This is a genomic window from Streptomyces sp. NPDC046900 (assembly GCF_040644975.1).
Taxonomy (GTDB): Bacteria; Actinomycetota; Actinomycetes; order Streptomycetales; family Streptomycetaceae; genus Streptomyces.
In genome coordinates this window covers 184976-210179 of record NZ_JBEYXD010000010.1, presented here as the reverse complement: position 1 = coordinate 210179, position 25204 = coordinate 184976, and the positions used below count along the sequence as shown (strand labels likewise).

The 25204-nt window shown below is 69.1% G+C and carries 21 protein-coding genes and 2 tRNA genes; 8 read left to right on the top strand and 15 right to left on the bottom strand.

The window, feature by feature from the left end; genetic code table 11:
• Nucleotides 1-102: 102 nt before the first annotated feature.
• Complete coding sequence (locus ABZ904_RS13565) at nt 103-318, bottom strand: acyl-CoA carboxylase subunit epsilon (protein ID WP_359390454.1); 216 nt, start codon at nt 316-318, stop codon at nt 103-105.
• A gap of 951 nt (nt 319-1269) precedes the next feature.
• Nucleotides 1270-1342 (bottom strand) — tRNA-Ala (locus ABZ904_RS13560).
• A 181-nt stretch (nt 1343-1523) separates the two neighbouring features.
• Between ABZ904_RS13560 and ABZ904_RS13555 the strand changes: the two genes are divergently transcribed.
• Both ABZ904_RS13555 and ABZ904_RS13550 read left to right on the top strand, forming a co-directional pair.
• A complete protein-coding gene (locus ABZ904_RS13555) occupies nt 1524-2072 on the top strand; it encodes a DNA-binding protein (RefSeq protein ID WP_359390457.1) in 549 nt (182 codons plus the stop codon).
• 86 nt (nt 2073-2158) lie between these two features.
• Nucleotides 2159-3913: a protein kinase gene (locus ABZ904_RS13550; protein ID WP_361823096.1), complete on the top strand. Its 1755-nt coding sequence runs from the start codon at nt 2159-2161 to the stop codon at nt 3911-3913.
• Between the two features lie 7 nt (nt 3914-3920).
• On the opposite strand, the gene ABZ904_RS13545 is transcribed toward ABZ904_RS13550, so the two are convergent.
• Entirely contained in the window at nt 3921-5405 is a 1485-nt protein-coding gene (locus ABZ904_RS13545) for a hypothetical protein (RefSeq protein ID WP_360991020.1), read from the bottom strand.
• A gap of 189 nt (nt 5406-5594) precedes the next feature.
• A complete protein-coding gene (locus tag ABZ904_RS13540; protein ID WP_003999697.1) occupies nt 5595-5723 on the bottom strand; it encodes a DLW-39 family protein in 129 nt (42 codons plus the stop codon).
• 336 nt (nt 5724-6059) lie between these two features.
• On the opposite strand from ABZ904_RS13540, the gene ABZ904_RS13535 reads away from it, so the two are divergent.
• The gene (locus ABZ904_RS13535; RefSeq protein ID WP_361823093.1) at nt 6060-6482 is read left to right on the top strand and encodes a DUF6344 domain-containing protein; all 423 of its coding nucleotides are present in this window, start codon (nt 6060-6062) and stop codon (nt 6480-6482) included.
• Nucleotides 6483-6896: 414 nt separating this feature from the next.
• Here ABZ904_RS13535 and ABZ904_RS13530 read toward each other — a convergent pair whose 3' ends face one another.
• The 11 genes from ABZ904_RS13530 to dnaA form a co-directional block, all read right to left on the bottom strand.
• Nucleotides 6897-7523 (bottom strand): hypothetical protein, encoded by a 627-nt coding sequence (locus ABZ904_RS13530; protein ID WP_361823090.1) that lies wholly within the window; start codon nt 7521-7523, stop codon nt 6897-6899.
• A gap of 576 nt (nt 7524-8099) precedes the next feature.
• Nucleotides 8100-8453 carry a VOC family protein gene (locus ABZ904_RS13525; RefSeq protein WP_359390474.1) on the bottom strand — a complete coding sequence of 118 codons (354 nt, stop codon included), beginning with the start codon at nt 8451-8453 and terminating at the stop codon, nt 8100-8102.
• A gap of 336 nt (nt 8454-8789) precedes the next feature.
• Nucleotides 8790-8866, bottom strand: a tRNA-Ile gene (locus ABZ904_RS13520).
• Between the two features lie 306 nt (nt 8867-9172).
• Complete coding sequence (locus ABZ904_RS13515) at nt 9173-9907, bottom strand: DUF3566 domain-containing protein (protein WP_359390476.1); 735 nt, start codon at nt 9905-9907, stop codon at nt 9173-9175.
• An 18-nt stretch (nt 9908-9925) separates the two neighbouring features.
• Nucleotides 9926-12520 carry a DNA gyrase subunit A gene (gyrA, locus tag ABZ904_RS13510; RefSeq protein ID WP_359390479.1) on the bottom strand — a complete coding sequence of 865 codons (2595 nt, stop codon included), beginning with the start codon at nt 12518-12520 and terminating at the stop codon, nt 9926-9928.
• Between the two features lie 42 nt (nt 12521-12562).
• Nucleotides 12563-14647 carry a DNA topoisomerase (ATP-hydrolyzing) subunit B gene (gene gyrB / locus ABZ904_RS13505; protein ID WP_359390483.1) on the bottom strand — a complete coding sequence of 695 codons (2085 nt, stop codon included), beginning with the start codon at nt 14645-14647 and terminating at the stop codon, nt 12563-12565.
• Between the two features lie 362 nt (nt 14648-15009).
• Complete coding sequence (locus ABZ904_RS13500; protein WP_359390486.1) at nt 15010-15543, bottom strand: DciA family protein; 534 nt, start codon at nt 15541-15543, stop codon at nt 15010-15012.
• Entirely contained in the window at nt 15540-16661 is a 1122-nt protein-coding gene (recF, locus tag ABZ904_RS13495; RefSeq protein WP_361823085.1) for a DNA replication/repair protein RecF, read from the bottom strand. Before recF ends, ABZ904_RS13500 begins: the two co-directional genes overlap by 4 nt.
• A 52-nt stretch (nt 16662-16713) precedes the next feature.
• The gene (gene gnd / locus ABZ904_RS13490; RefSeq protein WP_359390492.1) at nt 16714-17589 is read right to left on the bottom strand and encodes a phosphogluconate dehydrogenase (NAD(+)-dependent, decarboxylating); all 876 of its coding nucleotides are present in this window, start codon (nt 17587-17589) and stop codon (nt 16714-16716) included.
• A gap of 183 nt (nt 17590-17772) precedes the next feature.
• Nucleotides 17773-18903, bottom strand: a complete 1131-nt coding sequence (dnaN, locus tag ABZ904_RS13485; protein WP_359390495.1) for a DNA polymerase III subunit beta — start codon at nt 18901-18903, stop codon at nt 17773-17775.
• Nucleotides 18904-20007: 1104 nt separating this feature from the next.
• Nucleotides 20008-21873 carry a chromosomal replication initiator protein DnaA gene (dnaA, locus tag ABZ904_RS13480; protein WP_360991001.1) on the bottom strand — a complete coding sequence of 622 codons (1866 nt, stop codon included), beginning with the start codon at nt 21871-21873 and terminating at the stop codon, nt 20008-20010.
• A 410-nt stretch (nt 21874-22283) separates the two neighbouring features.
• On the opposite strand from dnaA, the gene rpmH reads away from it, so the two are divergent.
• Genes rpmH through ABZ904_RS13455 form a run of 5 tightly spaced genes read left to right on the top strand, consistent with a single transcriptional unit; the run spans nt 22284 to nt 25078 of the window.
• Nucleotides 22284-22421 carry a 50S ribosomal protein L34 gene (gene rpmH / locus ABZ904_RS13475; protein WP_003956500.1) on the top strand — a complete coding sequence of 46 codons (138 nt, stop codon included), beginning with the start codon at nt 22284-22286 and terminating at the stop codon, nt 22419-22421.
• Between the two features lie 18 nt (nt 22422-22439).
• Nucleotides 22440-22814, top strand: a complete 375-nt coding sequence (gene rnpA, locus ABZ904_RS13470) for a ribonuclease P protein component (RefSeq protein WP_359390501.1) — start codon at nt 22440-22442, stop codon at nt 22812-22814.
• Nucleotides 22811-23164 (top strand): membrane protein insertion efficiency factor YidD, encoded by a 354-nt coding sequence (yidD, locus tag ABZ904_RS13465; RefSeq protein ID WP_359390503.1) that lies wholly within the window; start codon nt 22811-22813, stop codon nt 23162-23164. Before rnpA ends, yidD begins: the two co-directional genes overlap by 4 nt.
• 3 nt (nt 23165-23167) lie before the next feature.
• Entirely contained in the window at nt 23168-24550 is a 1383-nt protein-coding gene (gene yidC, locus ABZ904_RS13460) for a membrane protein insertase YidC (RefSeq protein ID WP_361823080.1), read from the top strand.
• A 15-nt stretch (nt 24551-24565) separates the two neighbouring features.
• Nucleotides 24566-25078 (top strand): R3H domain-containing nucleic acid-binding protein, encoded by a 513-nt coding sequence (locus tag ABZ904_RS13455; RefSeq protein ID WP_359390510.1) that lies wholly within the window; start codon nt 24566-24568, stop codon nt 25076-25078.
• Nucleotides 25079-25204 lie beyond the last annotated feature (126 nt).

Here is a 25204-nt window from a genome sequence, read left to right as displayed (position 1 = left end):
GGGGCCAACCCGCCCCGGGGGGCCGCCGCCTTTGGGTCCTCCGCCCCCACGGTGGCGTTTCACGTGAAACGCCACCGTGGGGCACTCGGCTTCGCGGCGGCCTCAACTCCGCCAACTATGGGGTGCCGAGAATCCATAGGAGCGCTCCGGGCGGCGCCAGCCGGCTTTGCTCCGCCCCCTGTGGGCTGCGGCCCACGTGGACGACCGGGCCGCGGCACGAGCCAGCAGGACGGCCGTGATGGCGGCCACTTCCTCGGGCTCGGCATGGCCCTTTTCTATACGGAGGACGTCGAGGAGGTCTTCGGAGGCAGAGGTCATGGATCGTCCCATCCAGTGGTGGTCCCCGTGGGGGTGGTCTCCGCAGGATGTGGATCGCGGCTTGCTGCGGTGCTGTGCGTGCAGTAGGCGTTCGGCAGCTTCGCGCCGCGGCGCGAGACCCCCGCCGTGCCCCTGGTCGGCGCCGGGGGGGAACCCCGGAAGGGTCCGGGAAGACTCTCCTACGGAATGCTAAAAAGCGTTACATACCCGGACAAAGCGTGCAGCTTTTCTGACGCCCGACGCTTGCCCCGCGGAGCCGATCCGAGCACGTCACGGCGCCGCCGCCCGGCACCCCGCCGACCCTGGTGGGCGCGGCATTCGGCGCTACCGCGCTGGTCAGCCGCGCCGCCCAGGACCTGCCGCCGGCGTTCGTCGCCAACGGATCCGCAGATGGCCTGATGGTCCGCCAAATGGGTCTGCCGGCCCTCCGAGCCGGGGCGCGGCTGGACCCACACCAGTACTCAGGGGTGTGGGGACCGGACGCGCGGGGCGCCGGGCACCGAGTGCGGGGCGCCGGTCGCCGGTCGCCGGTCGCCGGTCGCCGGTCGCCGGTCGCCGGTCGCCGGTCGCCGGTCGCCGGTCGCCGGTCGCCGGTCGCCGGTCGCCGAACATCGGAACGAACCGTGGAGTCCCCATCGGAGCGTTTACGCCTTCCCCGTTCCATGACGTTTGCAACGCACCATCTGTGCAAGTTCCGTGGAGACTCCCCTCACCGAGCGCACCTCTCCACTCACCCACCTTTGGGCATCACGCGGGGATAAGTCGGTTTATATCAGCTCATGCCGCCAAGCAGCCGGAGTCGCCACCCGGGCAGGGGCCGCTGAACCCGTGCCCCTTGCAGGTGTTTGCGCAAAGAAATGCAATGAATGCAAATCCGCAGGTGTGGCGCGACTCACCCCTCACAACAGAACCGGCCAGCCGCCGCGAGGGGCGTCTGGCCGGTCCGAGGTGTGGAGCCTAGGGGAGTCGAACCCCTGACATCTGCCATGCAAAGACAGCGCTCTACCAACTGAGCTAAGGCCCCGGAGGAGGCGCGTCCGACCGGTACGAACTGAGACCGGCGGGCGCTGCGGACCAGCGTACCGGGTCACCCCCCGTATCTCACAAAAAGATGGGGCTCCCCGTGGACAACCACTCTCCGTAAGATGCTCGTCGTGGTTCGCGACAGCGAACCGCGGTACTTGGGGAAGCGATGGGGAGACGCAATGGACGCCGCACAGCAGGAAGCCACCGCAAGAGCGCGGGAGCTGCAGCGGAACTGGTACGGAGAGCCGTTGGGGGCGCTCTTCCGTAAGCTCATCGACGATCTCGGGCTCAACCAGGCGCGTCTCGCCGGCGTGCTGGGGCTGTCCGCGCCGATGCTGTCACAGCTGATGAGCGGTCAGCGCGCCAAGATCGGCAATCCCGCGGTGGTCCAGCGGGTGCAGCTGCTTCGGGACCTGGCGGGGCAGGTCGCCGACGGCACCGTGAGCGCCGCCGAGGCGACCGAGCGGATGGACGAGATCAAGAAGTCACAGGGGGGTTCCGTGCTCAACAACACGACACAGACGACGAACAGTTCGGGCGTGCCCACGGTCAAGCGCGTGGTCCGCGAGATTCAGTCGCTGCTGCGCTCGGTGGCGGCGGCCGGGGACATCATCGAGGCCGCTGAGACCCTCGCACCGACCCACCCGGAACTGGCAGAGTTCCTCCGGGTGTACGGCGCCGGCCGCACCTCCGACGCGGTCGCGCACTACCAGTCCCACCAGAACTGAGCGACACCTGCACTGCCGGGGACTCTCGCGCCGGGGGGTGCGCGGGAGTCCTGACCACCGTCCGGAAGGGGGCACGACGCACGACCATGGGTGAGGTCTTCGCCGGACGGTACGAGCTGGTCGATCCCATCGGGCGCGGGGGAGTCGGTGCGGTCTGGCGCGCCTGGGACCAACGCCGGCGCCGCTATGTGGCCGCCAAGGTCCTGCAGCAGAGCGACGCCCATGCGCTGTTGCGGTTCGTGCGCGAGCAGGCGCTGCGTATCGACCATCCCCATGTGCTCGCTCCCGCCAGCTGGGCCGCGGACGACGACAAGGTCCTGTTCACCATGGATCTCGTCGCCGGAGGCTCGCTGGTCCACCTCGTCGGGGACTACGGCCCGCTGCCCCCGGCCCTTGTCTGCACCCTGCTGGACCAGCTGCTGTCCGGACTGGCCGCCGTGCACGCGGAGAAAGTGGTGCACCGGGACATCAAGCCCGCCAACGTACTTCTCGAAGCCACCGGCACCGCCCGGCCCCGGCTGCGGCTGTCCGACTTCGGCATCGCCATGCGCCTGGGCGAGCCTCGGCTGACGGAGACCGACTATGTGGTGGGTACGCCGGGCTATCTCGCACCCGAGCAAATGATGGGCGCCGACCCGGACTTCACGGCCGACCTGTTCGGCGTCGGTCTGGTCGCGCTGTATCTGCTGGAGGGCGCCAAGCCGGACACCAGGGCGCTGATCGAGCACTTCATGGCACACGGCACACCGGGAGCGCCCCGCGGTGTCCCCGCGCCCCTGTGGGAGGTCGTGGCGACGCTGTTGCAGCCGGACCCCGCCGCCCGGTTCCGTACCGCCACGGGAGCACGCAAGGCCCTGGCCGCCGCCGCGGAGCTGCTGCCCGAACCCGGCCCGGACGACGAGCAGGTCGAGATCTTCGACCAACTCGGGCCGCTGCCGAAGGGATTCGGGCCCGACGGACCGCGGACGGAGGAGAGCGGGTCCGCCGACGTGAACGGCTCCGCCACGCCCCGGCCGCCCACAGCCCCCGGGACGGGCAGCGGCCCCGCGCGGCTCATGTCCGGCGCGATACCGCCGCGGCCGACCACCGCGCCCAGCGCCTCCGGCACCGGTATGTCCGCCGCCGCGTCCACAGGGTTCGGCACATCCGCGGCCGAAGGCCCCCGAACCGGCCCGTCCACGCCGCCGCCTCCCGGCACCGGCACGTTGTCATCCGTCGCTCCCCACAACGGCCTGACCACAGCCGCCGGCACCAGCAGCGCCGCGACCGCACAACCCGGCACCAGCAGCGCCGCGACCGCACAACCCGGCACCAGTACGTCCGCACCGGCTGCGTCCGCCGGCACCCCCGCACCGTCGACGGCTCCCGGGACCCCTTCCTCCGCCGCACAGCCCGGTTCGCCCCCATCCCCCGCCGTGCCCCCCGAGGCCGCACACCTGGCTGCACCACCCCGCCCCACGGTCGATCCGACGCCGTCCCAGCGGCCCCCGACGATGTCGGACACCGGGAGCTTCCATCTACCGCCTCCGCTGCCGCGAGAGGCGCTCCGGACGGTGCCGCGCCCACCAGAGCAGCCGCCGGCGCCGGCTCCGGTCCACGCAGCGCGCCCCGAGCCCACGCATGTGCCCTCCGGCCCTTCCGCGGCCCCGGTGCTGCGCCGGCCCGCCTACGCGTATGCCGTCCAGTCCCCGCACGCCGTCACGCGGCCGCAGGAGATCGCACGGCGCGGCGGAAAACCGGCCGTCCGGCGCCCGGGCCCGCAGGCGAAGATCGCCATACCGGTTCTGTTGCTCGCGCTCGTCTGCTTCGCGGTGGGGTTCTGGGCCTTGACGCGCATCTGAGCGTCGGTCACCCGGCCCACCGGCCGCGCGCCCGCCACCGGGCGACCACCGTCCACAGCGCGAGCCACAGGACCAGGGCGCTGCCGGTGCCGATCCCGCCCATCGCCACCAGCCTCATCGTCCCGGAGCTCTCGTCCTTTCCACCGTCCCCGGCGCCGCTCCGGACCGGTCCGCCGGAGCCTGCCGCCGCACCCCCTTTGGGTTCGCCGGATCCCGTGGAACCGCCCGGCCCGCCGGAACCGGTGGCACCGCCGCCCGGACCGGCCCCCTCGGACGCCCCTGCCGCCGCTTCCTCCCGGTCCGCCGCCGTCACCGTGAACACATCGCGGGGTGCGGACGTCCCTGCGTACACCGGCCCGGACTTCGGCGTCCCGCTCACCCGCACGCGCAGTGTCAGTCCGAACGGGCCGTCCCCGAACCTGTCCGTCACGGACGCCGCGAGGTGCACGACGAGGTAGTACCAGCCCGCGAACCGCATCGCGCCCGTACGGTCGCCGACGGCGTGGCGGTTCGCATAGTCGACGGGCGCGGACGGGTCGAGCGCGGCCGAGGTCTGGGCGCCGCTGTAACCGGCGTCGGCGTCGTCGACATGGGCCCGCACGGGGTTGTACAGGGACATGGCGACCGCGGTGCCGACATAGCCGTCGCCCCCGGTGGAGCTGCCCAGCTCGGCGGTGGCGGAGAGCTGCTGCCCCCAGTCGACGGGCACCTTGTAGAAGAGGGTCTGCCCGGGCCGGAACGCGTCCTGCCAGACGCCCTGGCCCACGGCGCTCGCACCGACGAATCCGGCGCCGCCCGCACGCCGCGTGGCGTCCCCGAAAACGGCCTCGGGCGGCGCGGAGTTCCAGCCTCCGGGCGGGGTCGTCGCACCGGGCTGCCGCAGGGCGGGCTCAAAGACGTAGTCGAGCTCCAGGTCCCAGTCACCGGACGAGGGCGCGGTCGGGGTCACACCGCGCCGTTCGATCACGACGTAGTAGACGCCCGCTCCCCTGCATCCGTACGTACCGGGACCGGTCTCGCGCGAGGCCGAGGCGGTGATCGGGTGCGGGCTCTGGGTGGGGCCGAAGTGCGCGGTCCCGGTGGAGCAGGTGGTGCCGTCGGCGTCCTGGACGGACAGCTTGAGACCGTCGGAGGAGGAGACCTGTGCTCCCGCCCCGGGGACCGCCGTCGCGGAGACATAGGCGTCGGCCGAGGAGTCGAGTTCCAGGCGGTAGTAGCGCTTGCCGGCGGCGGGCAGGGTGCTCCTGTACGTCCGCCCCGGATCCAGCCGTTGCGCGTCCGTGGTGCCGTCGGCGCCCACGACCGTCCGGGCGTCACGGGCGAAGGCGTACGGGGTCCGGGTTCCGTCCGCGGTCGCGGAGACCGGAGCGGCATGCACCAAAAGCGCCGGAGTCGTCAGTGCGAGCGCCGTGGCGCACAGGGTCACCGCCGCCCGCGCCGGTGGCCGCCCGTACGCGCGCGCCCCGCGTACCGCACCCGTGCGCCACCCCATCACGCGCCCCCTCGCCGTAGCCGCCCGAACCGCCGCCCATCCTGCCCCGCGGGCCACGGCGGCACCCGCACCTTGCGCAGGACCGGCCGAAACGATCCGCTCGCGATCCGGCGCCTCACCTCTTCACAACACAAAGCCCCGACCGCTCCGGCGGTCGGGGCCTGCTCCGAATCTGTTGTCTGTCGGACCTCACGAACCCGTGGGCACGGAGTCAGTCGCCTCCGTCCACAGATCCTGCTCGGCGCGATCCGCCTGGATCTGGCGGTACACGAGGAGCCCGCCGATGGCGGCCAGTGCGACCAGGAGAAGCTTCTTCACCGCGCGACCTCGTCTTTCCTTGACGTAGGGGACCTCTGGCGCCCGACTATACACACCGACCGATATCGGTCGGCGACCTGAGTCGGTCCTCAACTCGGGCCCGGGGTACCGCAGTACGGCGTACCCACACGGTCCCTGCCTCCACGTGACCATATGTCGCAGACCGTGATGTTCGCTGCCGTCCCCGCCTTTCCCGAACTTTACGGACGTCTTGCGCCCATCCGGGTGGTGTTCATCCGAAGAACGACGCGCCACGGCTGTCGGTCCACCACTTCGCGACCTCCTTACACATCATGAGGAAAGTACGCAAATCGCCCGACCCGAAAGTGAGGGGACATGACCGGGAACAAGGTCATGAAGCTGTGGACCGCCATCGTCACCGCCTTCCTGGCACTGTGCACCGCGCTCGGACTGACCACCAGGACCGCCGCCGCGGCCGTACCCCAGGCCCAGCCGGAGCGCAACAGCAACGGCAACTGCGACAGCACCGGCACCGGCACCGGCACCGGCACCGACACCGACACCGACACCGACGAGATGCTGCCAAGACAGTCCACCGACGGCTGGTCTCACAAACGGTCACTACCCCCCACGATGAAGCAACGCATCAGGGCCGAGGCCCACGGCTCCTCCCCGTCCTGCCGCCACCGCCCGCTCACGGACACCAGCCCGGCCATCCCCCTCGCCCGGTCGGCCCTGGAGTCCCGCTTCGACCCCCTCGTGGCCTCCGCCGAGCTTCCCGCGCACCTCGCGCACTGACCCTCTCCCCGCCCCACCACCGCCCACGGCGCATCGTGGGCCCACAGGCGAATTGCGTACGCCTCAGGCAGGCTGCCCGGCACCCACTCCCAGGTGCCGGGCCTTGCGGCCGTCTCCGGACAGCCTTGACCACGACCCTCCCTGCGAGAACCCGCCATGGCCGACAAGGGCGTGCCCGTGCTGTTCACGGCGGCATCGCACCTACGGCCATCGCTCATGGCCACGCGGTCACGGAGACGCAATCTTCGGTCGATGTCAGCCGTAGATGCAAAACCCCCCGATCCTGCTGGATCGGGGGTCTATTCGCTGGTGGGGCCAACAGGATGTGAACCTGTGGCCGCCCTTCATCGCCTTGTCCGGCCCTGCTTGATGCTCTGCTGCTGCGCGACGGCCTTCTTCAGCTGCTCGGTGACATCACCGGTCTGTGCGGCGGGCGGGGCCTTGATCGCGGCCGTGGCGCCGAACTTCTCGAAGTCCATCGTCACCGTCACACTGCCGAACCGCTGCTTCATCCGGACCGGGAAGTCCTTGGCACGACCCAGATGTCCATGGTGATCGAACGCGGGGGTTGCCCGCGGCGGAGTTCCCCTGGAACGCCTGGGCGCCCTTGTCGCCGAACACCGCCGACGCGTCGATCTTCATCCACTCCTTGCCCTTGAGCGGGCCGGAAGGCCGCGGGCCGATGTCGTAGTAGTAGGCGCCGTCCACGAACACCGTGTGGGTCTTGGGGGCGGCGGGCCGGTCCCCGGGCGCCCGCACGGCCTTGGTGTCCATCATGACGTCGAACGCGAGGCCATGGCCCCAGGAGTACGTGCCGTCCAGGCTGATCGGGCCGGACCCCGACCTCTCGGTCGTCCTCCCAACCTGGGCGGACCCGACGTCCTCGGTCCGATCGGTCGCCCGCGCCAGCGCCGCCACGGTCATGTCGGCGTTGTCGACGGCCTTGGCGGCCGTCTTCGCGCCCTCCGTACCGCACGCGGCCGTCACCATCAGCGCCGCCACCGTCACCCCTGCCCAGGCCGCGGTGGGCCGCAGTCTCATCCGTCCCACCCCACCGCTGTGATTCCGCTGTGGACGCCGACTCCAGCGACACCTCTCCTGAGGATCTCCGGTGTGGCTCACGCGGCCGGCACCGCCCGCGGCCGGCGTCTCGGCGGCCGCGGCACGGTGCCCGGCTTCCCGCCCTCGGGCGCGGAGGACCTGGCCCGTGTAGTCCGCGGCCGCGTGGGTGTGGATCCGCCCGGAAGCCCGCTCCTCCCGCGAGGTCAGGGGTTGGGTTGCCCAATGGCTTTCAGCTGCCATCCGCTGCCCCTGCACCCCTCGGCCAACGACGGAAAGCGCTCGCGCACGCCGGTGTGGTACTTGTGGCGCTGCCCACAGTCGCATTCGTACATTCCGGGGGCGGGAACGATCTCCCCGGGGTGATAGACCTTCTCAGCCTCTTCGCCCATGGAGCCTGCCTACGCCACCCCCTGGGGTACCGCACGCCACCGGGCGGCGATCGGGTGGATCTCCGCAGGCCCTCATATGCGGAAGCCCGGTAGACGCTGATGGTCTACCGGGCTTCTGACCTGGCAATGAGCCCGCCAGGCTGGACACGCGGGCTCTCAGGGGTTCTCACTGACGCCGTTGGCCCAGGACACAGAACTCGTTGCCTTCGGGGTCTGCCATGACAACCCACGACTGGTCGCCCTGGCCGATGTCGACACGCTTCGCGCCATGAGCCTCGAGGCGAGCCACCTCGGCGTCCTGGTCATCGGGCCTGAAGTCGAGATGCAGCCGGCTCTTGACCTTCTTGCTCTCATCAAGCCGGACGAAGTCCAACCCTGGCAGGCGATCCGGCTCCGGGCGGATCTCGAACTCGTCATCGGAGGAGTGGACCACAACCCAACCAAGAGCCTCGGCCCACCACTGCCCCAGGGCCACCGGATCCACCGAGTGAACAATTACCTGTTCCCATTCCAAGGTCATCTGCCGAGTCTAGGCGTACCGGGGGCTTCGAAAAACAGGCGCTTGAAACGCTTGGAGGGAAGCCACGCAGGGGCTGACCGGCGCCCCGAGCGGAGCCGGGAAGGCTGGCCGGCAGAGCGGAGCGCAGCCGGGGTCTGATCTTCTCCTTCGAGCACGGCGGCATGATCGATCCGTTGGGTTCTCCCGAATCTTCGATCGGCTCGTCAAGCGGGCCGTCCACCAGATCACGGGACGCGGTCGCGATGCTCGCTGAGCTTCGGGAAGGTCCGCTCATCGGCTGATGTCAGCCGTAGATGTCAAAGACCCCCAACCACAGTCGGTTGGGGGTCTTTCCGCTGGTGGGGCTAACAGGATTTGAACCTGTGGCCTCATCCTTATCAGGGATGCGCTCTAACCAACTGAGCTATAGCCCCGCCGCGCTTTGCGGTGTGTGTCCCGCGCGCTGACCCCTGAAGATTAGCGCACGAGGTGGGAAGTCCCAAAATCGATACCTGGGCCCCGCTCCGCCCGCCTCCCAGGGCTCAGCCGGGGCCGCCCGCACGGTGGCCCCGACCGGAAACAGAAGAGCGCATCCCGTCCGGGATGCGCTCTCACCGCCGAGGCCGCCGATGTGGTGGATCGACGGCCGGGCGCCGGCACGGGCGCCCGTAGCGGTGCGGCGAACGTCCGGTAGGAAACGCGCGTGCGGCCGTTGACGCCGCGGGCGTTCCGGAAGGCGCCTACTCGTCTTCCGCCAGCGTCAGCTCGACACCGCCCACGAAGCCCGCGGAAACGTTGTAGATGAACGCGCCCAGTGTGGCGAGGGCGGTCGCCAGGACGACGTCGATGACCGCGATGATCGCAGTGAACATCAGGACGTGCGGCAGGGACAGGAACGACTGCAGATCGAAACCGTTCGACTCGGTCGAGCCGGTGGCCTCCGAGATCGTGCCGCCGACCGTCGAGAAGACGCCCATCGCGTTCATGACCATCCACAGCACCGTCGCTGCCACGATGGTGCAGATGCCGAGCGCGATGGAGAGCAGGAAGCTGACCTTCATCACGGACCACGGATCGGCCTTCGCCACCCTCAGACGCGCCTTGCGGGTACGCGGAGTGGTGCTCGCGCCCGTGCGCGGCCGGCGCATGGCGCCCGTCGGCGGCTGTGCCTGATAGGCCTGCGGCGGGTGGTAGGGCCCCGCCTGCTGCTGGGTCCGGCGCTCCCCGGGCAGGGGAGACGCGGGCGGCGCGGTGGCCCCCGGCGCAGCGGTCGGCGGCACCGCCGGCGCGGGCGGTGTGGCGCCGGGAGCGGCCGGGCCCGCTCCAGCCGGCTGCTGGGTCTGCGGGCCTCGGGTGTCCGTCACAGTTCCCCCCTGGGATCCATGAGACTCATGGGAGTAGGTCGATTCCGCGGCGGAGCCACGGCCGCCGTCCGTTTCCGCACCGGTCGATCCGGGGCCGGTGGCTCCGCTCACGCTGACTCACTCCTCGTGCTACTCGGCCGAGGGCGCTTCGCCCTCGTCCGTGCCGGTGATCGCGGCATCCTCGGCGATCTCGTCCACGGCCTCGCCGCCGTCGACTTCCTCCGCCTCGCGCCCCGCCTCGGCGTTACGTGCGATACCGACCACGGCATCGCGCTTGCCCAGATTGATCAGTTGGACGCCCATGGTGTCACGGCCCGTCTCCCTGACCTCGTTGACTCGCGTACGAATCACACCGCCCGACAGCGTGATGGCGAGGATCTCGTCGGTCTCCTCGACCACCAGCGCGCCGACGAGCGAGCCGCGGTCCTCGACGATCTTGGCGGCCTTGATACCGAGGCCACCGCGACCCTGGACGCGGTACTCGTCGACAGCGGTCCGCTTCGCGTACCCGCCGTCTGTGGCAGTGAACACGAACGTACCGGGTCGAACAACATTCATCGAGAGAAGCTCGTCGCCCCCACGGAAACTCATGCCCTTGACGCCCGAGGTGGCGCGGCCCATCGGGCGCAGGGACTCGTCGGTCGCCGTGAACCGGATCGACTGTGCCTTCTTGCTGATCAGAAGCAGATCGTCGTCCGGCGAAACGAGCTCGGCCCCGATCAGTTCGTCGTCGGATCCGTCCGCCGTCTCCCGGAGATTGATCGCGATGACACCGCCGGAACGCGGCGAATCGTAATCCTTCAGAGGCGTCTTCTTGACCAGACCACCCTTGGTGGCGAGCACCAGGTAGGGCGCGGCCTCGTAGTCGCGGATGGCCAGGATCTCGGCGATCGACTCGTCCGGCTGGAAGGCGAGCAGGTTCGCGACGTGCTGACCGCGCGCGTCCCGGCCGGCGTCCGGCAGCTCATAGGCCTTCGCGCGGTAGACGCGGCCCTTGTTGGTGAAGAACAGCAGCCAGTGGTGCGTCGTGGACACGAAGAAGTGGTCGACGATGTCGTCTTCCTTCAGCTTCGTGCCGCGCACGCCCTTGCCGCCGCGCTTCTGGGCCCGGTAGTCGTCGGTCTTGGTGCGCTTGATGTAGCCGCCGCGGGTCACCGTGACGACGATGTCCTCCTCGGCGATGAGGTCCTCGATGGACATGTCGCCGTCGAAGGGCACCAGCTGGCTGCGGCGTTCGTCGCTGTACTTCTCGACGATCGCGGCGAGTTCCTCGCTGATGATGCCGCGCTGGCGGACGGGCGAGGCCAGGATCTCGTTGTACTCCTGGATCTTCGCCTGCAGCTCGTCGTGCTCCTGGACGATCTTCCGACGCTCCAGGGCCGCGAGTCGGCGCAGCTGCATCTCGAGGATGGCGTTCGCCTGGATCTCGTCGATCTCCAGGAGGCGCATCAGGCCGTCCCGCGCGATCTCGACGGTGTCGCTGCGCCGGATCAGCGCGATGACCTCGTCGATGGCGTCCAGGGCCTTCAGCAGACCGCGCAGGATGTGCGCACGCTCCTCGGCCTTGCGCAGCCGGAAGCGCGTACGGCGGACGACGACCTCGATCTGGTGCGTCACCCAGTGGCGGATGAACGCGTCCAGGGACAGGGTGCGCGGCACGCCGTCGACGAGCGCCAGCATGTTGGCGCCGAAGTTCGTCTGCAGGTCGGTGTGCTTGTAGAGGTTGTTCAGGACGACCTTGGCGACCGCGTCCCTCTTGAGGACGATGACCAGGCGCTGGCCGGTGCGCGACGACGTCTCGTCGCGGACGTCCGCGATGCCGCCGATCTTGCCGTCCTTCACCAGGTCGGCGATCTTCTGCGCGAGGTTGTCGGGGTTGACCTGGTACGGCAGCTCGGTGACCACCAGGCACTGGCGGTTCTGGATCTCCTCGACCTCGACGACCGCGCGCATGGTGATCGAGCCGCGGCCGGTGCGGTAGGCCTCCTCGATGCCCTTGCGGCCCACCACGAGGGCACCCGTCGGGAAGTCGGGGCCCTTGATGCGCTCGACGAGGGCGTCGAGCAGCTCCTCGTGCGAGGCCTCCGGGTTCTCCAGGTACCACTGGGCGCCGGCCGCGACCTCGCGGAGGTTGTGCGGCGGGATGTTGGTCGCCATGCCGACCGCGATACCGGCCGAGCCGTTGATCAGCAGGTTCGGGAAACGGGACGGCAGGACGGTCGGCTCCTGGGAGCGGCCGTCGTAGTTGTCCGTGAAGTCGACGGTCTCCTCGTCGATGTCCCGGACCATCTCCATGGACAGCGGCGCCATCTTGCACTCGGTGTACCGCATGGCGGCCGCGGGGTCGTTGCCCGGGGAGCCGAAGTTGCCGTTGGAGTCCACCAGCGGCATCCGCATCGACCACGGCTGCGCGAGACGCACCAGGGCGTCGTAGATGGAGGAGTCGCCGTGCGGGTGGTAGTTGCCCATCACGTCGCCGACGACGCGGGCGCACTTGTAGAAGCCGCGCTCGGGCCGGTAGCCGCCGTCGTACATCGCGTACAGGACGCGGCGGTGCACGGGCTTCAGACCGTCCCGCACGTCGGGCAGCGCACGCGAGACGATGACGGACATCGCGTAGTCGAGGTACGAGCGCTGCATCTCCGTCTCGAGCCCGACGGGCTCGATGCGCACAGTGGTGTCGCCGGCCTCTTCAGGCGTCACGGGAGTGTTCTCGTCGGCCATTGCTGGTGAAGATCCTTCCTGGTGCGGTCAGCGGGGACCGACTCAGATGTCGAGGAAGCGGACGTCCTTGGCGTTGCGCTGAATGAACGCGCGGCGTGCCTCCACGTCCTCGCCCATGAGGACCGAGAAGAGGTCGTCGGCCTGGGCTGCGTCGTCGAGGGTGACCTGGCCGAGGACGCGGTGGTCGATGTCCATGGTCGTCACGCGCAGCTCCTCGGCGTTCATCTCGCCGAGACCCTTGAAGCGCTGGATCGAGTCCTCCCGGACCCGCTTGCCGCGCTGGCGGCCCATCTCCAGCAGTGCGTCGCGCTCTCGGTCGGAGTACGCGTACTCGACCTCGTCCCGACCCCACTTGATCTTGTAGAGCGGAGGGCGCGAGAGGAACACGTGCCCGGCCTCGACCAGCGGCCGCATGAAGCGGAAGAGGAACGTCAGCAGCAGGGTGTTGATGTGCTGGCCGTCGACGTCGGCGTCCGCCATCAGGATGATCTTGTGATAGCGGAGCTTCTCGAGGTCGAAGTCCTCGTGCACGCCGGTGCCGAACGCGGAGATCAGCGCCTGGATCTCCTGGTTCTGCAGGATCTTGTCGATCCTGGCCTTCTCGACGTTGAGGATCTTGCCCCGGATCGGGAGGATCGCCTGGTACTGCGGGTTGCGGCCGGACTTGGCGGAGCCGCCGGCGGAGTCACCCTCGACGATGAAGATCTCGCACTTGGTCGGGTCGTTGGACTGGCAGTCCGAGAGCTTGCCCGGCAGGGACGCGCTCTCCAGCAGGCCCTTGCGGCGGGTGAGGTCACGCGCCTTGCGGGCCGCAACGCGCGCGGTGGCCGCCTGGATGCCCTTGCGGACGATGTCCGCCGCCTCGTTCGGGTTGCGGTCCAGCCAGTCGTTGAGGTGCTCGTAGACCGCCTTCTGGACGAACGTCTTCGCCTCGGTGTTGCCCAGCTTGGTCTTGGTCTGGCCCTCGAACTGCGGCTCGCTCAGCTTAACCGAGATGATCGCCGTCAGGCCCTCGCGGATGTCGTCGCCCGTGAGGTTGTCGTCCTTCTCGCGGAGCATCTTCTTGTCGCGCGCGTACTTGTTGATCAGCGAGGTCAGCGCCGCACGGAAGCCCTCCTCGTGCGTACCGCCCTCGTGGGTGTGGATGATGTTGGCGAAGGAGTACACGCCCTCGCTGTAGCCGCTGTTCCACTGCATCGCGACCTCGAGGGACAGGCTCTTGTCCCTGTCCTCGGCGTCCAGGTCGATCACCGTCGGGTGCACCACGTCTCCCTTGCGGGAGTTCAGGTACTTCACGAAGTCGACGATGCCGCCCTCGTAGTGGTACGTGACGGCCTTGACCTCGTCCTTCTCGTCGGCACCGGCCTCGTCCGCCCCTGCGGTGGCCTTCGCCGACTCCCGTTCGTCGGTGAGCCTGATCGTCAGGCCCTTGTTGAGGAACGCCATCTCCTGGAAGCGCCGCGAGAGCGTCTCGAAGGAGTACTCGGTGGTCTCGAAGATGTCCGGGTCGGCCCAGAAGGTGACCGAGGTGCCGGTGTCGCCGGTCTCCTCGTGCTGGGCGAGCGGGGCCGTCGGGACGCCCATCTTGTAGTCCTGCGTCCAGCGGTGGCCGTCGGTCCTGACCTCGACCGACACCTTGCTGGACAGGGCGTTCACGACGGAGACGCCGACACCGTGCAGACCGCCGGAGACCGCGTAGCCGCCGCCGCCGAACTTGCCGCCCGCGTGCAGAACGGTCAGCACGACCTCGATGGCCGGCTTGCCCTCGGAGGGGACGATGCCCACGGGGATGCCGCGGCCGTTGTCGACGACGCGCACGCCGCCGTCGGCCAGGATCGTCACGTCGATCGTGTCCGCGTGGCCGGCCAGAGCCTCGTCGACGGAGTTGTCCACGACCTCGTACACGAGGTGGTGCAGACCGCGCTCACCGGTCGAGCCGATGTACATGCCGGGTCGCTTGCGGACCGCGTCCAGTCCCTCGAGGACGGTGATGGCGCTCGCGTCGTACGAGGCGGTGACCTCGCCGTTCGAGGAGGTGCCCGCGCCGCTCAGGCCGGCGTCGGTGGACGGGATGTTCTCGTTGGGGTTGCCGGAATCGGCCACGAAGCGCCCTTTCTGGCACAGCACGAGCCAGGCTCGTCGGCGGGTTGCCGGAGCGGCTGCGGCATGTTGCGTTGGTAAGCCTTGATCAGCGTTGCTCAGCTTTTCCCGGACGGTCCCCACGTATGGGGCGGGATTGTCTTCCAGTCTACCGGTAGCGCCGACAGTGATGGGGGTTTGCCGGTACCTGAGTCCGCATGTGCCGCCCTCAACCGGTCTCGCCCGACTCCCCATATGCGGAGCGGGGCTCCAAGAGGCTCTACGAGGCACTCAGCGCTTCCGGCTGTCAACCCTTGGCTACTTGAGAGTCAGGTCGGTGTTCGCAACCGCGTGCGGGTACGGCAAAACAGCCGCCGGCACCTGCTCCGAGCGGCTTCGAGTGATGTCGGTCACCCGTAGGTGTCACCGGGTCCCGTGCTGCCGGGGGCGCGCAGGGGACCGTAGCGGCGGACGGGACCGCCGGGACCGTGGACCTTGAGCAACCGGACCGTGCCATGGCCGAGGTCCTCGTTCAGGCGTGCGACCAGCTGAGGGGCCAGCAGCCGCAGCTGGGTCGCCCACGCCGTGGAGTCGCAGCCGACGGTCAGCACCCGCTCATCCTCGTCGTAGCGCTCCGGCACACAGTGCTTGGCGAGGTCCTCGCCGACGATCTGGGGCCAGCGGCCCATCACACCGCCCACCGCGGCCGGGGTCTCCCAGCCGCGCTCGGTGATCAGCCGGTTGATCGCGGCGCCGAGGGCCATGGGGTCACGCCCGTCGGCGCGGGCGCCGGAGCGCAGTCCGCCTCGCCGCGCCTGCTTCTTCTGCTGCGCCGCGTCCCCTCGCGCGCGTGCCTGTTCCTTGGCGGCCCTGAGCGCCACGCGCGCGAGGTCCACGCCCGAGAGCTCGGGGGTCTTCTCCGGCAGGGGGTCGTCGGTGCTCATGCGCGCTCCACGGTGCCGTCGGACACGGTGTACCGCGCCCCCGTCAGTACGTGCGGTACGTCGTCGTCGACCGCCGCCGTCACCAGGACCTGCTCGCCGGGCGCCACCAGTTCGGCCAGGCGCTCGCGACGACGGGTGTCCAGCTCGGCGAAGACGTCGTCGAGGACGAGAACCGGCTCGTTGCCCTCGGCGCGAAGGAGGTCGTACGACGCCAGGCGCAGTGCCAGCGCGTAGGACCAGGACTCGCCGTGGGAGGCGTATCCCTTGGCGGGCAGCTGACCGAGTTTGAGAAGAAGATCGTCCCGGTGGGGTCCCACCAGGGTGATGCCGCGCTCGATCTCCTGTTTGCGGGCCTCGGCGAGGGCGGCCATCAGCTGCTCGTACAGGGCCTCGCGCGTGTGGGCCTCACCGGGCGCGGACGGCCGGTACTCCAGAGCGGTCGGACCGCCGCCGGGCGCCAGTTGCTCGTACGCCTTGTCGGCGAGGGGCTGGATCGCGGCGACCAGGTCGAGGCGCTGGGCGAGCAACTCGGCGCCGGCGCGCGCGAGGTGCTGGTCCCAGACGTCGAGGGTCGACAGGTCCATGGAGCGACCACCGTGGCGGCGGGCCAGTGCGGCCGTCTTGAGCAGGGTGTTGCGCTGCTTGAGGACCCGGTCGTAGTCGGAGCGGACGCCCGCCATCCGCGGGGAGCGCGCGGTGATCAGCTCGTCGAGGAAGCGGCGCCGCTCGCCGGGGTCGCCCTTGACCAGCGCGAGGTCCTCGGGCGCGAACAGCACGGTCCGTACGATGCCGAGCACGTCACGCGGTCTGACCTGCGAGGACCTGTTGATACGGGCACGGTTGGCCTTGCCGGGATTCAGCTCCAGCTCCACCAGCTGCTGCCGCTCGCCCTGTCTGACCTGCGCCCGGATGATCGCACGCTCGGCACCCATGCGGACGAGGGGCGCGTCGGAGGAGACGCGGTGGCTGCCGAGGGTGGCCAGATAGCCGACCGCCTCGACGAGGTTCGTCTTGCCCTGTCCGTTGGGGCCGACGAACGCGGTGACGCCCGGGTCGAGCGGGACTTCGACCCGGGCGTACGAGCGGAAGTCGGCCAGCGACAGATGCGTGACGTGCATGGTCGTTCACCGACCTCCCCCAGGGTTGTGGACCGTGGTGCGGTCCTGTGGATTACTTCTTCTCGACCGCGTGGCCACCGAACTGGTTGCGCAGGGCCGCGATCATCTTCATCTGCGGCGAGTCGTCCTGCCGCGAGCTGAAGCGGGCGAACAGCGACGCCGTGATGGCCGGGAGCGGCACGGCGTTGTCGATGGCGGCCTCGACGGTCCAGCGGCCCTCACCGGAGTCGGCCGCCCAGCCACGCAGCCTGTCCAGGTGCTCGTCCTCGTCCAGGGCGTTGACCGCGAGGTCCAGCAGCCAGGAGCGGATGACGGTGCCCTCCTGCCAGGAGCGGAACACCTCGCGGACGTTCTCCACGGAGTGCGCCTTCTCCAGCAGCTCCCAGCCCTCGGCGTAGGCCTGCATCATCGCGTACTCGATGCCGTTGTGGACCATCTTCGCGAAGTGGCCGGCACCGACCTTGCCCGCGTGCACGGAGCCGAACTCGCCCTCGGGCTTGAGCGCGTCGAAGATCGGCTGCACCTTGGCGACGTTCACGGCGTCGCCGCCGTACATCAGCGCGTAGCCGTTCTCCAGGCCCCAGACGCCGCCGGAGACGCCGCAGTCCACGAAACCTATGCCCTTGACCGCGAGCTCCGCGGCGTGCTTCTCGTCGTCCGTCCAGCGGGAGTTGCCGCCGTCCACGACGACGTCACCGGGCTCCAGGAGTTCGGCGAGCTCGTCGATCGTGGACTGGGTCGGGCGGCCGGCCGGGACCATCACCCACACCACGCGCGGGCCCTCGAGCTTGCCCACAAGCTCTTCGAGGCTGTGGACATCGGCGAGATCCGGGTTGCGGTCGTATCCGATGACGGTGTGGCCTGCGCGGCGTATCCGCTCGCGCATGTTGCCGCCCATCTTGCCGAGGCCGACGAGACCGAGCTCCATCAGTTGTTCCTTAGGTTGCGGTGTGGCATGAGGGCACTTCCGTGCCTGCGTCCGAGCCTAGACCCGGGCTCTCCTGCACACTCGGGGGCCTACGCGCTCACCTGTAGGCCCCCGACCTGCGGCTTCGTCCGGCGGACCCGGTGATCCACCGGGTCGCTCGGGGCTGTGGACAGCGATCGGCGCTCAGCCGCTGAGCCGCACCGGCATGATCAGGTACTTGTACGCGTCGTCCGCCTCGGCGTCCACAGCCGGCTTGCCGCCGAGCAGCGCGGGCTTCGTGGACGTCGTGAAGGACAACTGGGCCACCGGGGAGTCGATCGCGCTCAGACCGTCCAGCAGGAAGGTCGGGTTGAAGGCGATCGAGATGTCGTCGCCCTCCAGGTTCGCGTCGACCCTTTCCACAGCCTGTGCGTCGTCGCTGGAACCGGCCTCCAGGATCAGCACGCCCTGCTCGAAGCTCAGCCGCACCGGGGTGTTGCGTTCGGCGACCAGGGCCACGCGCTTGACGGCCTCCACGAAGGGGGCGGTCTCGATGGTGGCGACGGAGTTGAACTCCGTCGGGAACAGGGTGCGGTACTTGGGGAGGTCGCCCTCGAGGAGGCGGGTGGTCGTCCGGCGGCCGGCACCCTCGAAACCGATCAGGCCCTCACCCGCGCCCGAGCCGGACAGCGCCAGGATCACGCTGTCACCGCTGGTCAGCGCCTTGGCGGTGTCCAGGAGGGTCTTGGCGGGCACCAGGGCGACCGCGGACGCCTCCGGGTTCTCCGGCTTCCACAGGAACTCGCGGACCGCGAAGCGGTAGCGGTCGGTGGAGGCCAGCGTGACCGTGTCGCCCTCGATCTCGATGCGCACACCGGTGAGGACGGGCAGCGTGTCGTCGCGGCCCGCGGCGATGGCCACCTGCTGCACCGCGGAGGCGAAGACCTCGCCCGGGACGGTGCCCGTCGCGTTCGGCATCTGCGGCAGAGCCGGGTACTCCTCCACAGGCAGTGTGTGGAGGGTGAACCGGGAAGAGCCACAGACGACCGTCGCCCGTACACCGTCTGTGGAAATCTCCACCGGGCGGTTGGGGAGGGCGCGGGAGATGTCGGCGAGGAGCCGGCCGGAGACGAGGACCGTGCCCTCTTCCTCGACCTCCGCCTCCACGGACACCCGCGCGGAGACCTCGTAGTCGAAGCTGGACAGGCTCAGCTGACCGTCCTCGGCCTTCAGCAGCAGGCCGGCGAGGACAGGCGCCGGCGGACGGGCCGGGAGGCTGCGTGCCGCCCAGGCAACTGCCTCCGCGAGTACGTCGCGTTCCACCCGGATCTTCACCGTAAGCCGCCTCCTGCTGTTGCCGGCGTTCTCGCCCTGCCTGGCCTTCGTCGTCTGACTCGGTGTCGTGGACCTCTGTGAGGGGAAGGACACCGGGGAACAGTCTGACGCACCGCACCGACAGTAGGTGCCGCTCGGGGTCAAGTCGTGACGAGGGGCAGTCGGAGGCCGGAGAGCGAGTTGTGCACAGCACCCGCTTCGAAGCGAATTCCCGGGTCTCTCTAGTTAGGAGTAGTAGTAGGGGCTGTGGATACCGTGGATAACCGCGTTGTCCCAGGTCAGACGCGAGATTTTGTCCACGGGCCCTGTGGGCACAGGCGGTGGACAACCAGGTGTCTCTGTGGAGAACGGAAAGTTCTGCACACCCCGTGCACAGCTCCAGGGGACTTCTCCCCAGCGCCGTCCCCAGCTTTACCCGTCTTTCCCACAGGCCGCCCCAGCCCCTTGGTGTGACGCCTTTCACTCGGGCCGGTGAGAAGGCGTGCCGCGTTGCCGAACAGTGGACAGGGATGTGGAGAAGTGCCCGATCACTGGGGACAACCGGCCGCAGCCTGTGGGCCGACGGTGGACAACCCTGCCCACAGCTTGTGGATCTTCAAGTCGTCCACAGTCTGTGGAGATCGTTCGTCCACCAATCCACAGGTGGCTGAGCTGGCCTGATCGTCATTCCACAGCACTGCCTGTGGACGCGCTCTGGACAACTTCGCAGTCCCCAGGATGTGGACGGAAGAAAGTCGCCTGATCTGTGGAGAGCGGCCGTAACTCGGCAGGTATTCGAACAACGGGTGTCATGCACGCGGCCTGCGGGACGGTCCTGCATGCGGTCCGCGGGACGGCGGACGGCGGCGTCCTCGCATCGCCGGGCAGGGCTCCGGGTCGCCCTCGCGCGCGTCTGTCGGGCCCTGGGCCGCCCCGAGTGCCCCGGCCGCGTCGGACTGAGCCCTGCGACACGTGGCCGTGAGGCTGAGCCCTCCCGTACGCGGCCGAGGCGCCGAGCCTTCCGACGCACGGGAGAAGGGCGACGCAGCGGAAGCGCACAGAAACGCGGAAGGCGCCCTCGGGGAAAGTCCCCGGGGCGCCCTCGGTGCCGCGTGCGAGCGGCGGTCAGCCGTTCTTGATGCGGTTCGTCAGCTCGGTCACCTGGTTGTAGATGGAACGCCGCTCGGCCATCAGCGCGCGGATCTTGCGGTCGGCGTGCATCACCGTCGTGTGGTCGCGACCGCCGAACTGCGCCCCGATCTTCGGCAGCGACAGGTCGGTGAGCTCACGGCACAGGTACATCGCGATCTGGCGGGCGGTCACCAGGGCGCGGCCGCGCGAGGTGCCGCACAGGTCCTCCACCGTCAGCCCGAAGTAGTCCGCGGTGGCAGCCATGATGGCGGTCGTGGTGATCTCGGGGGCGGCGTCCTCGCCGCCGGGGATCAGGTCCTTGAGGACGATCTCCGTCAGACCGAGGTCCACGGGCTGCCGGTTGAGCGACGCGAACGCCGTCACCCGGATCAACGCGCCCTCCAGCTCGCGGATGTTGCGCGAGATACGGGAGGCGATGAACTCCAGCACCTCCGGCGGGGCGTTGAGCTGTTCCTGCACCGCCTTCTTGCGCAGGATCGCGATGCGCGTCTCGAGCTCTGGCGGCTGGACGTCGGTGATCAGACCCCACTCGAAGCGGTTCCGCAGCCGGTCCTCCAGGGTCACCAGCTGCTTGGGCGGCCGGTCCGAGGACAGCACGATCTGCTTGTTGGCGTTGTGGAGCGTGTTGAAGGTGTGGAAGAACTCCTCCTGCGTCGACTCCTTCTGCGCCAGGAACTGGATGTCGTCGACCAGCAGGATGTCCATGTCGCGGTAGCGCTTGCGGAACGCGTCCGCCTTGCCGTCGCGGATGGAGTTGATGAACTCGTTGGTGAACTCCTCGGAGCTCACGTAGCGCACCCGGGTGCCCGGGTAGAGGCTGCGGGCGTAGTGGCCGATCGCATGCAGCAGATGGGTCTTGCCGAGCCCCGACTCCCCATAGATGAAGAGGGGGTTGTACGCCTTGGCGGGCGCCTCGGCGACCGCGACCGCGGCCGCGTGCGCGAAGCGGTTGGAGGCGCCGATGACGAACGTGTCGAAGAGGTACTTCGGATTCAGGCGCGCGGTGGGTTCGCCCGGACCGGTCGCCGGCGCGGGCTGCGCGGCCAGTGGGCCGGGCGCGCCGGTGGTCGGGAGGACGGGGCCCACCGGACCGCCCCGGTGCACATGGCCGCCGCCGGAGGGCGGCTCCGGGAGCTCGCGTCGGGCGGGGCGCTGCTGGTCGAAGTCGGCGCGTGTGCTCTCGTACTCCTGGCGCTGCTGCTCGTAGGGCGACCGCTCCATCGACGGCGTGCGGTAGTCGTGCCCCGGCGTCGCGTACGGGTCGCGCTCGGGGAAGCCGAGGCGCTGCTGCTGCCAGCTGTAGTCGTCCTGGCCCGGGCGCGGCCAGGCTCCGGGCTCGGGACGCTGGTACTCGCCCGGGTAGGCGGGGCGGGCGGTGGGCATTTGGTCACCGGGATTGGTGGGGAGTTGGTCGGGCCTGACGGCGCGGTGGTCGTCCGCCCGGTGGCGGCCGTATCCCTCGTAGCCGCGCTGGCCGTCATAGACATCGCGGCCCTGCGCGGGCGGAAGCTCGGGCTCCTCATAGCGCGGCGGTACGGGCTGGGCCGGTACCGCCGGCTCGCCGGCCGAGTCGTCGACGGTGATCGCGATACGGATCGGGCGGCCGCACTCGCGGCTCAGGGTGTCGCTGACGATCGGCGCGAGCCGGCCTTCCAGCACGCCCTTCGCGAATTCGTTCGGTACGGCGAGCAGCGCGGTGTCCGCCACCAGTGCCAGTGGCTGACAGCGCTTGATCCAGTGCTCGTCCTTCGCCTCGACACCCGGCCCGCGGCCCTCACCGAGAAGCTGCTCGAGTACTCGTGGCCATACTGCGGCAAGATCGGCAGGTACGTCAGCCACAGGGCACGCTCTCTCACGGGTCCCACGTGTGGTTGCAGGACGGGTCGGGATGTATCTCGGGTCGGTCGGGGGCAGCCCTGCTGGGGCAGGGGAACGAATCGGAGTCCAGCCACGGTAGTCAGGGCGGCCGGTGTGGTTCAAGTTGTTGTCCCCAGCCTGTGGACAAGTGTCTCCCGCGGGTCGTTGGTTTGACCGGATGGCGTAGCCCCGCGTACCGTAACCAGGTCGAGTTGTCGATGGCTGCTGCCGCCTGCCTCCGATGGGCACAGATCACGCACCAGTGTCCTGACCAGGGCACGTTTCGGTGATCGGAAAGCGGTGCACTCGGGCGTAATGCGAGCTACTCGTGGGCGCACGGTGACAGCTAGGCGACACCCCGCCAACCATCGAATCATTACTGGAGCCCCCGAGTGAGCAAGCGCACCTTCCAGCCGAACAACCGTCGTCGCGCGAAGACCCACGGCTTCCGGCTGCGTATGCGCACCCGTGCCGGCCGCGCCATCCTGGCGTCCCGCCGCAGCAAGGGTCGCGCCCGCCTGTCCGCCTGATCGCGTACAGGTCGTGTCGTGCTGCCTACCGAGCATCGGCTGAGGCGGCGCGAGGACTTCGCGACCGCGGTACGCCGAGGACGCCGGGCCGGACGCCCACTTCTCGTCGTCCACCTTCGTAGCGGTGCCACGGACCCGCATGCGCCTGGGGAGAGCGCTCCCCCGACGCGTGCGGGTTTCGTCGTGAGCAAGGCTGTGGGTGGAGCGGTCGTACGCAACAAGGTCAAGCGCAGGCTTCGCCATCTGATACGTGACCGAGTCGCGCTGCTGCCCCCCGGTAGCCTGGTAGTCGTACGAGCGCTACCCGGTGCGGGTGACGCCGACCAAGCACAGCTGGCCCGAGACCTGGATGCCGCCCTCGAGCGGCTGCTGGGAGGAGGGGGCGCGCGATGAAATACCCACTGCTCGCTCTGATCAAGCTCTACCAGTGGACCATCAGCCCACTGCTCGGGCCGGTGTGCAAGTACTACCCGTCGTGTTCCCACTACGGCTACACGGCCATAGACCGGCACGGTGCGATCAAGGGCACGGCACTCACTGCCTGGCGCATCCTGCGGTGCAATCCGTGGTCGCTGGGCGGTGTGGACCATGTCCCCCCGCGCAAGCGTCCGCGGTGGCACGAAATGCTGCGCGACGCTTGGCGTGCACGCAAGGGCGGGCCCTTCGCCGCCGAACCGGCCATCGATGGGTCGATCTCCTCGAGCCCGGCCGCAGAGACCTCGTCCCATGCCCAAGGAGCATGATTAGTGGACACGATTGCCAGCCTCTTCAGTTTCATCACGACACCCGTCTCCTGGGTCATCGTCCAGTTCCACAAGGTGTACGGCGCGCTCTTCGGCGCTGACACGGGCTGGGCCTGGGGCCTGTCCATCGTGTCCTTGGTGATTCTGATCCGTATCTGCCTGGTCCCGCTCTTCGTGAAGCAGATCAAGGCGACCCGGGCGATGCAGACGCTGCAGCCCGAGATGAAGAAGATCCAGGAGCGCTACAAGAACGACAAACAGCGCCAGTCCGAAGAGATGATGAAGCTGTACAAGGAGTCGGGTACCAACCCGCTCTCCTCGTGCCTTCCCATCCTGGCGCAGTCCCCGTTCTTCTTTGCCCTGTACCACGTGCTCAACGGCATCGCGACGGGCAAGACGATCGGCGTCATCAACGAGCCGCTGCTCGCCAGCGCCCGTAAGGCGCACATCTTCGGCGCACCGCTGGCCGCGAAGTTCACCGACAGCGGGGACAAGGTCGCGGCGCTCGGCGCCTCGCTGACCGACGTCCGGGTCGTCACCGCGATCATGATCGTCCTGATGTCGGCGTCGCAGTTCTACACGCAGCGCCAGCTGATGACGAAGAACGTCGACACCACGGTGAAGACGCCGTTCATGCAGCAGCAGAAGATGCTGATGTACGTCTTCCCGGTCATGTTCGCCGTCTTCGGTATCAACTTCCCGGTCGGTGTCCTCGTCTACTGGCTGACCACCAACGTGTGGACCATGGGCCAGCAGATGTACGTCATCCACAACAACCCGACCCCGGGTTCCAAGGCCCAGGCCGCCTACCTTGAGCGTCTGACCAAGCACGTCACGCACCACGGGAGGATCCGCCGGCGGAGCGAGAAGGCCATCGTCAAGGCGATTGTCGCCAAGGGCCGTGAGCGCAATGAGTTCGAGCGCAAGTTCATCAACGGTCTGAGCAAGGCGGGCCTCGCGGCTCAGGCTGACGGAACCGTGGCGACGAGCGAAGCCGTGGCGTCCGTCGCCACCCTCGAGGAGGGTGCGACGACCGCCGGTGTCCCGAAGCGCCAGCAGCCCAAGCGGCAGAGCAAGGCCCAGCGCCAGTCGGGCGGTCCGAAGGCCGCGGGCGATTCCGGCTCCTCCTCCCCGTCGTTGAGCAAGTCCGACGACCTTGAGGATGCCAAGCCTGAGGATGCCAAGCCTGAGGATGCCAAGCCTGAGGATGCCAAGCCTGAGGATGCCAAGCCTGAGGATGCCAAGCCTGAGGATGCCAAGTCTGAGGGCGCCAAGGCGAGCGGAGCCGCCAAGAAGGCGACGTCGCAGCCGGGCAACAGCAGCCGCAGTAGGGCTCAGTCCGGCCGCAAGGGTCCGCAGCGGCCCAAGTCCCCGACCAAGAAGTAAGAAGGAGTCCATCCCGTGACGGAAGGCACCACCTCCGCCGCTGCCGAGGGTGCAGACACCCTGACCCGCCTGGAGCAGGAGGGCGAGATCGCGGCGGACTACCTCGAGGGCCTGCTGGACATCGCCGATCTCGACGGCGACATCGACATGGACGTCGAGGCCGACCGTGCGTCCGTGTCGATCATCAGTGACGCGGGCAGCCGCGAGCTGCAGAAGCTGGTCGGCCGCGACGGTGAGGTGCTGGAAGCGCTCCAGGAGCTCACGCGCCTGGCCGTGCACCGGGAGACCGGGGACCGTAGCCGGCTGATGCTGGACATCGCGGGCTACCGCGCCCAGAAGCGTGCGGAACTCCTGGAGATCGGCGCCAAGGCGGCGGCGGAGGCCAAGAGCAGCGGGGAGCCCGTGAAGCTCAAGCCGATGACGCCGTTCGAGCGCAAGGTCGTGCACGACGCGGTGAAGGCCGCCGGCTTGAGCAGCGAGTCGGAGGGCGAGGAGCCCGAGCGCTTCGTCGTCGTGCTGCCCGCCTGATTCGGTCCGTACGTCTCCCCGGCCCCGTCTGTTACGCAGACGGGGCCGAACTTTGTCAGCCTTGTAGTCCCTCACGGCTGCCGTTGAGGCAGCCGGTAGGTAGTCCCTGATAGTCCTGGTGGACGG

Coding starts and splice junctions, on each gene's coding strand:
- gyrA (WP_359390479.1), bottom strand. CDS start 12,520: ATGGCCGACGAGAACACTCCCGTGACGCCTGAAGAGGCCGGCGACACC.
- ABZ904_RS13530 (WP_361823090.1), bottom strand. CDS start 7,523: ATGAGACTGCGGCCCACCGCGGCCTGGGCAGGGGTGACGGTGGCGGCG.
- recF (WP_361823085.1), bottom strand. CDS start 16,661: ATGCACGTCACGCATCTGTCGCTGGCCGACTTCCGCTCGTACGCCCGG.
- gnd (WP_359390492.1), bottom strand. CDS start 17,589: ATGGAGCTCGGTCTCGTCGGCCTCGGCAAGATGGGCGGCAACATGCGC.
- ABZ904_RS13500 (WP_359390486.1), bottom strand. CDS start 15,543: ATGAGCACCGACGACCCCCTGCCGGAGAAGACCCCCGAGCTCTCGGGC.
- ABZ904_RS13525 (WP_359390474.1), bottom strand. CDS start 8,453: ATGACCTTGGAATGGGAACAGGTAATTGTTCACTCGGTGGATCCGGTG.
- ABZ904_RS13535 (WP_361823093.1), top strand. CDS start 6,060: ATGACCGGGAACAAGGTCATGAAGCTGTGGACCGCCATCGTCACCGCC.
- ABZ904_RS13550 (WP_361823096.1), top strand. CDS start 2,159: ATGGGTGAGGTCTTCGCCGGACGGTACGAGCTGGTCGATCCCATCGGG.
- ABZ904_RS13555 (WP_359390457.1), top strand. CDS start 1,524: ATGGACGCCGCACAGCAGGAAGCCACCGCAAGAGCGCGGGAGCTGCAG.
- ABZ904_RS13565 (WP_359390454.1), bottom strand. CDS start 318: ATGACCTCTGCCTCCGAAGACCTCCTCGACGTCCTCCGTATAGAAAAG.
- ABZ904_RS13545 (WP_360991020.1), bottom strand. CDS start 5,405: ATGGGGTGGCGCACGGGTGCGGTACGCGGGGCGCGCGCGTACGGGCGG.
- yidD (WP_359390503.1), top strand. CDS start 22,811: ATGAAATACCCACTGCTCGCTCTGATCAAGCTCTACCAGTGGACCATC.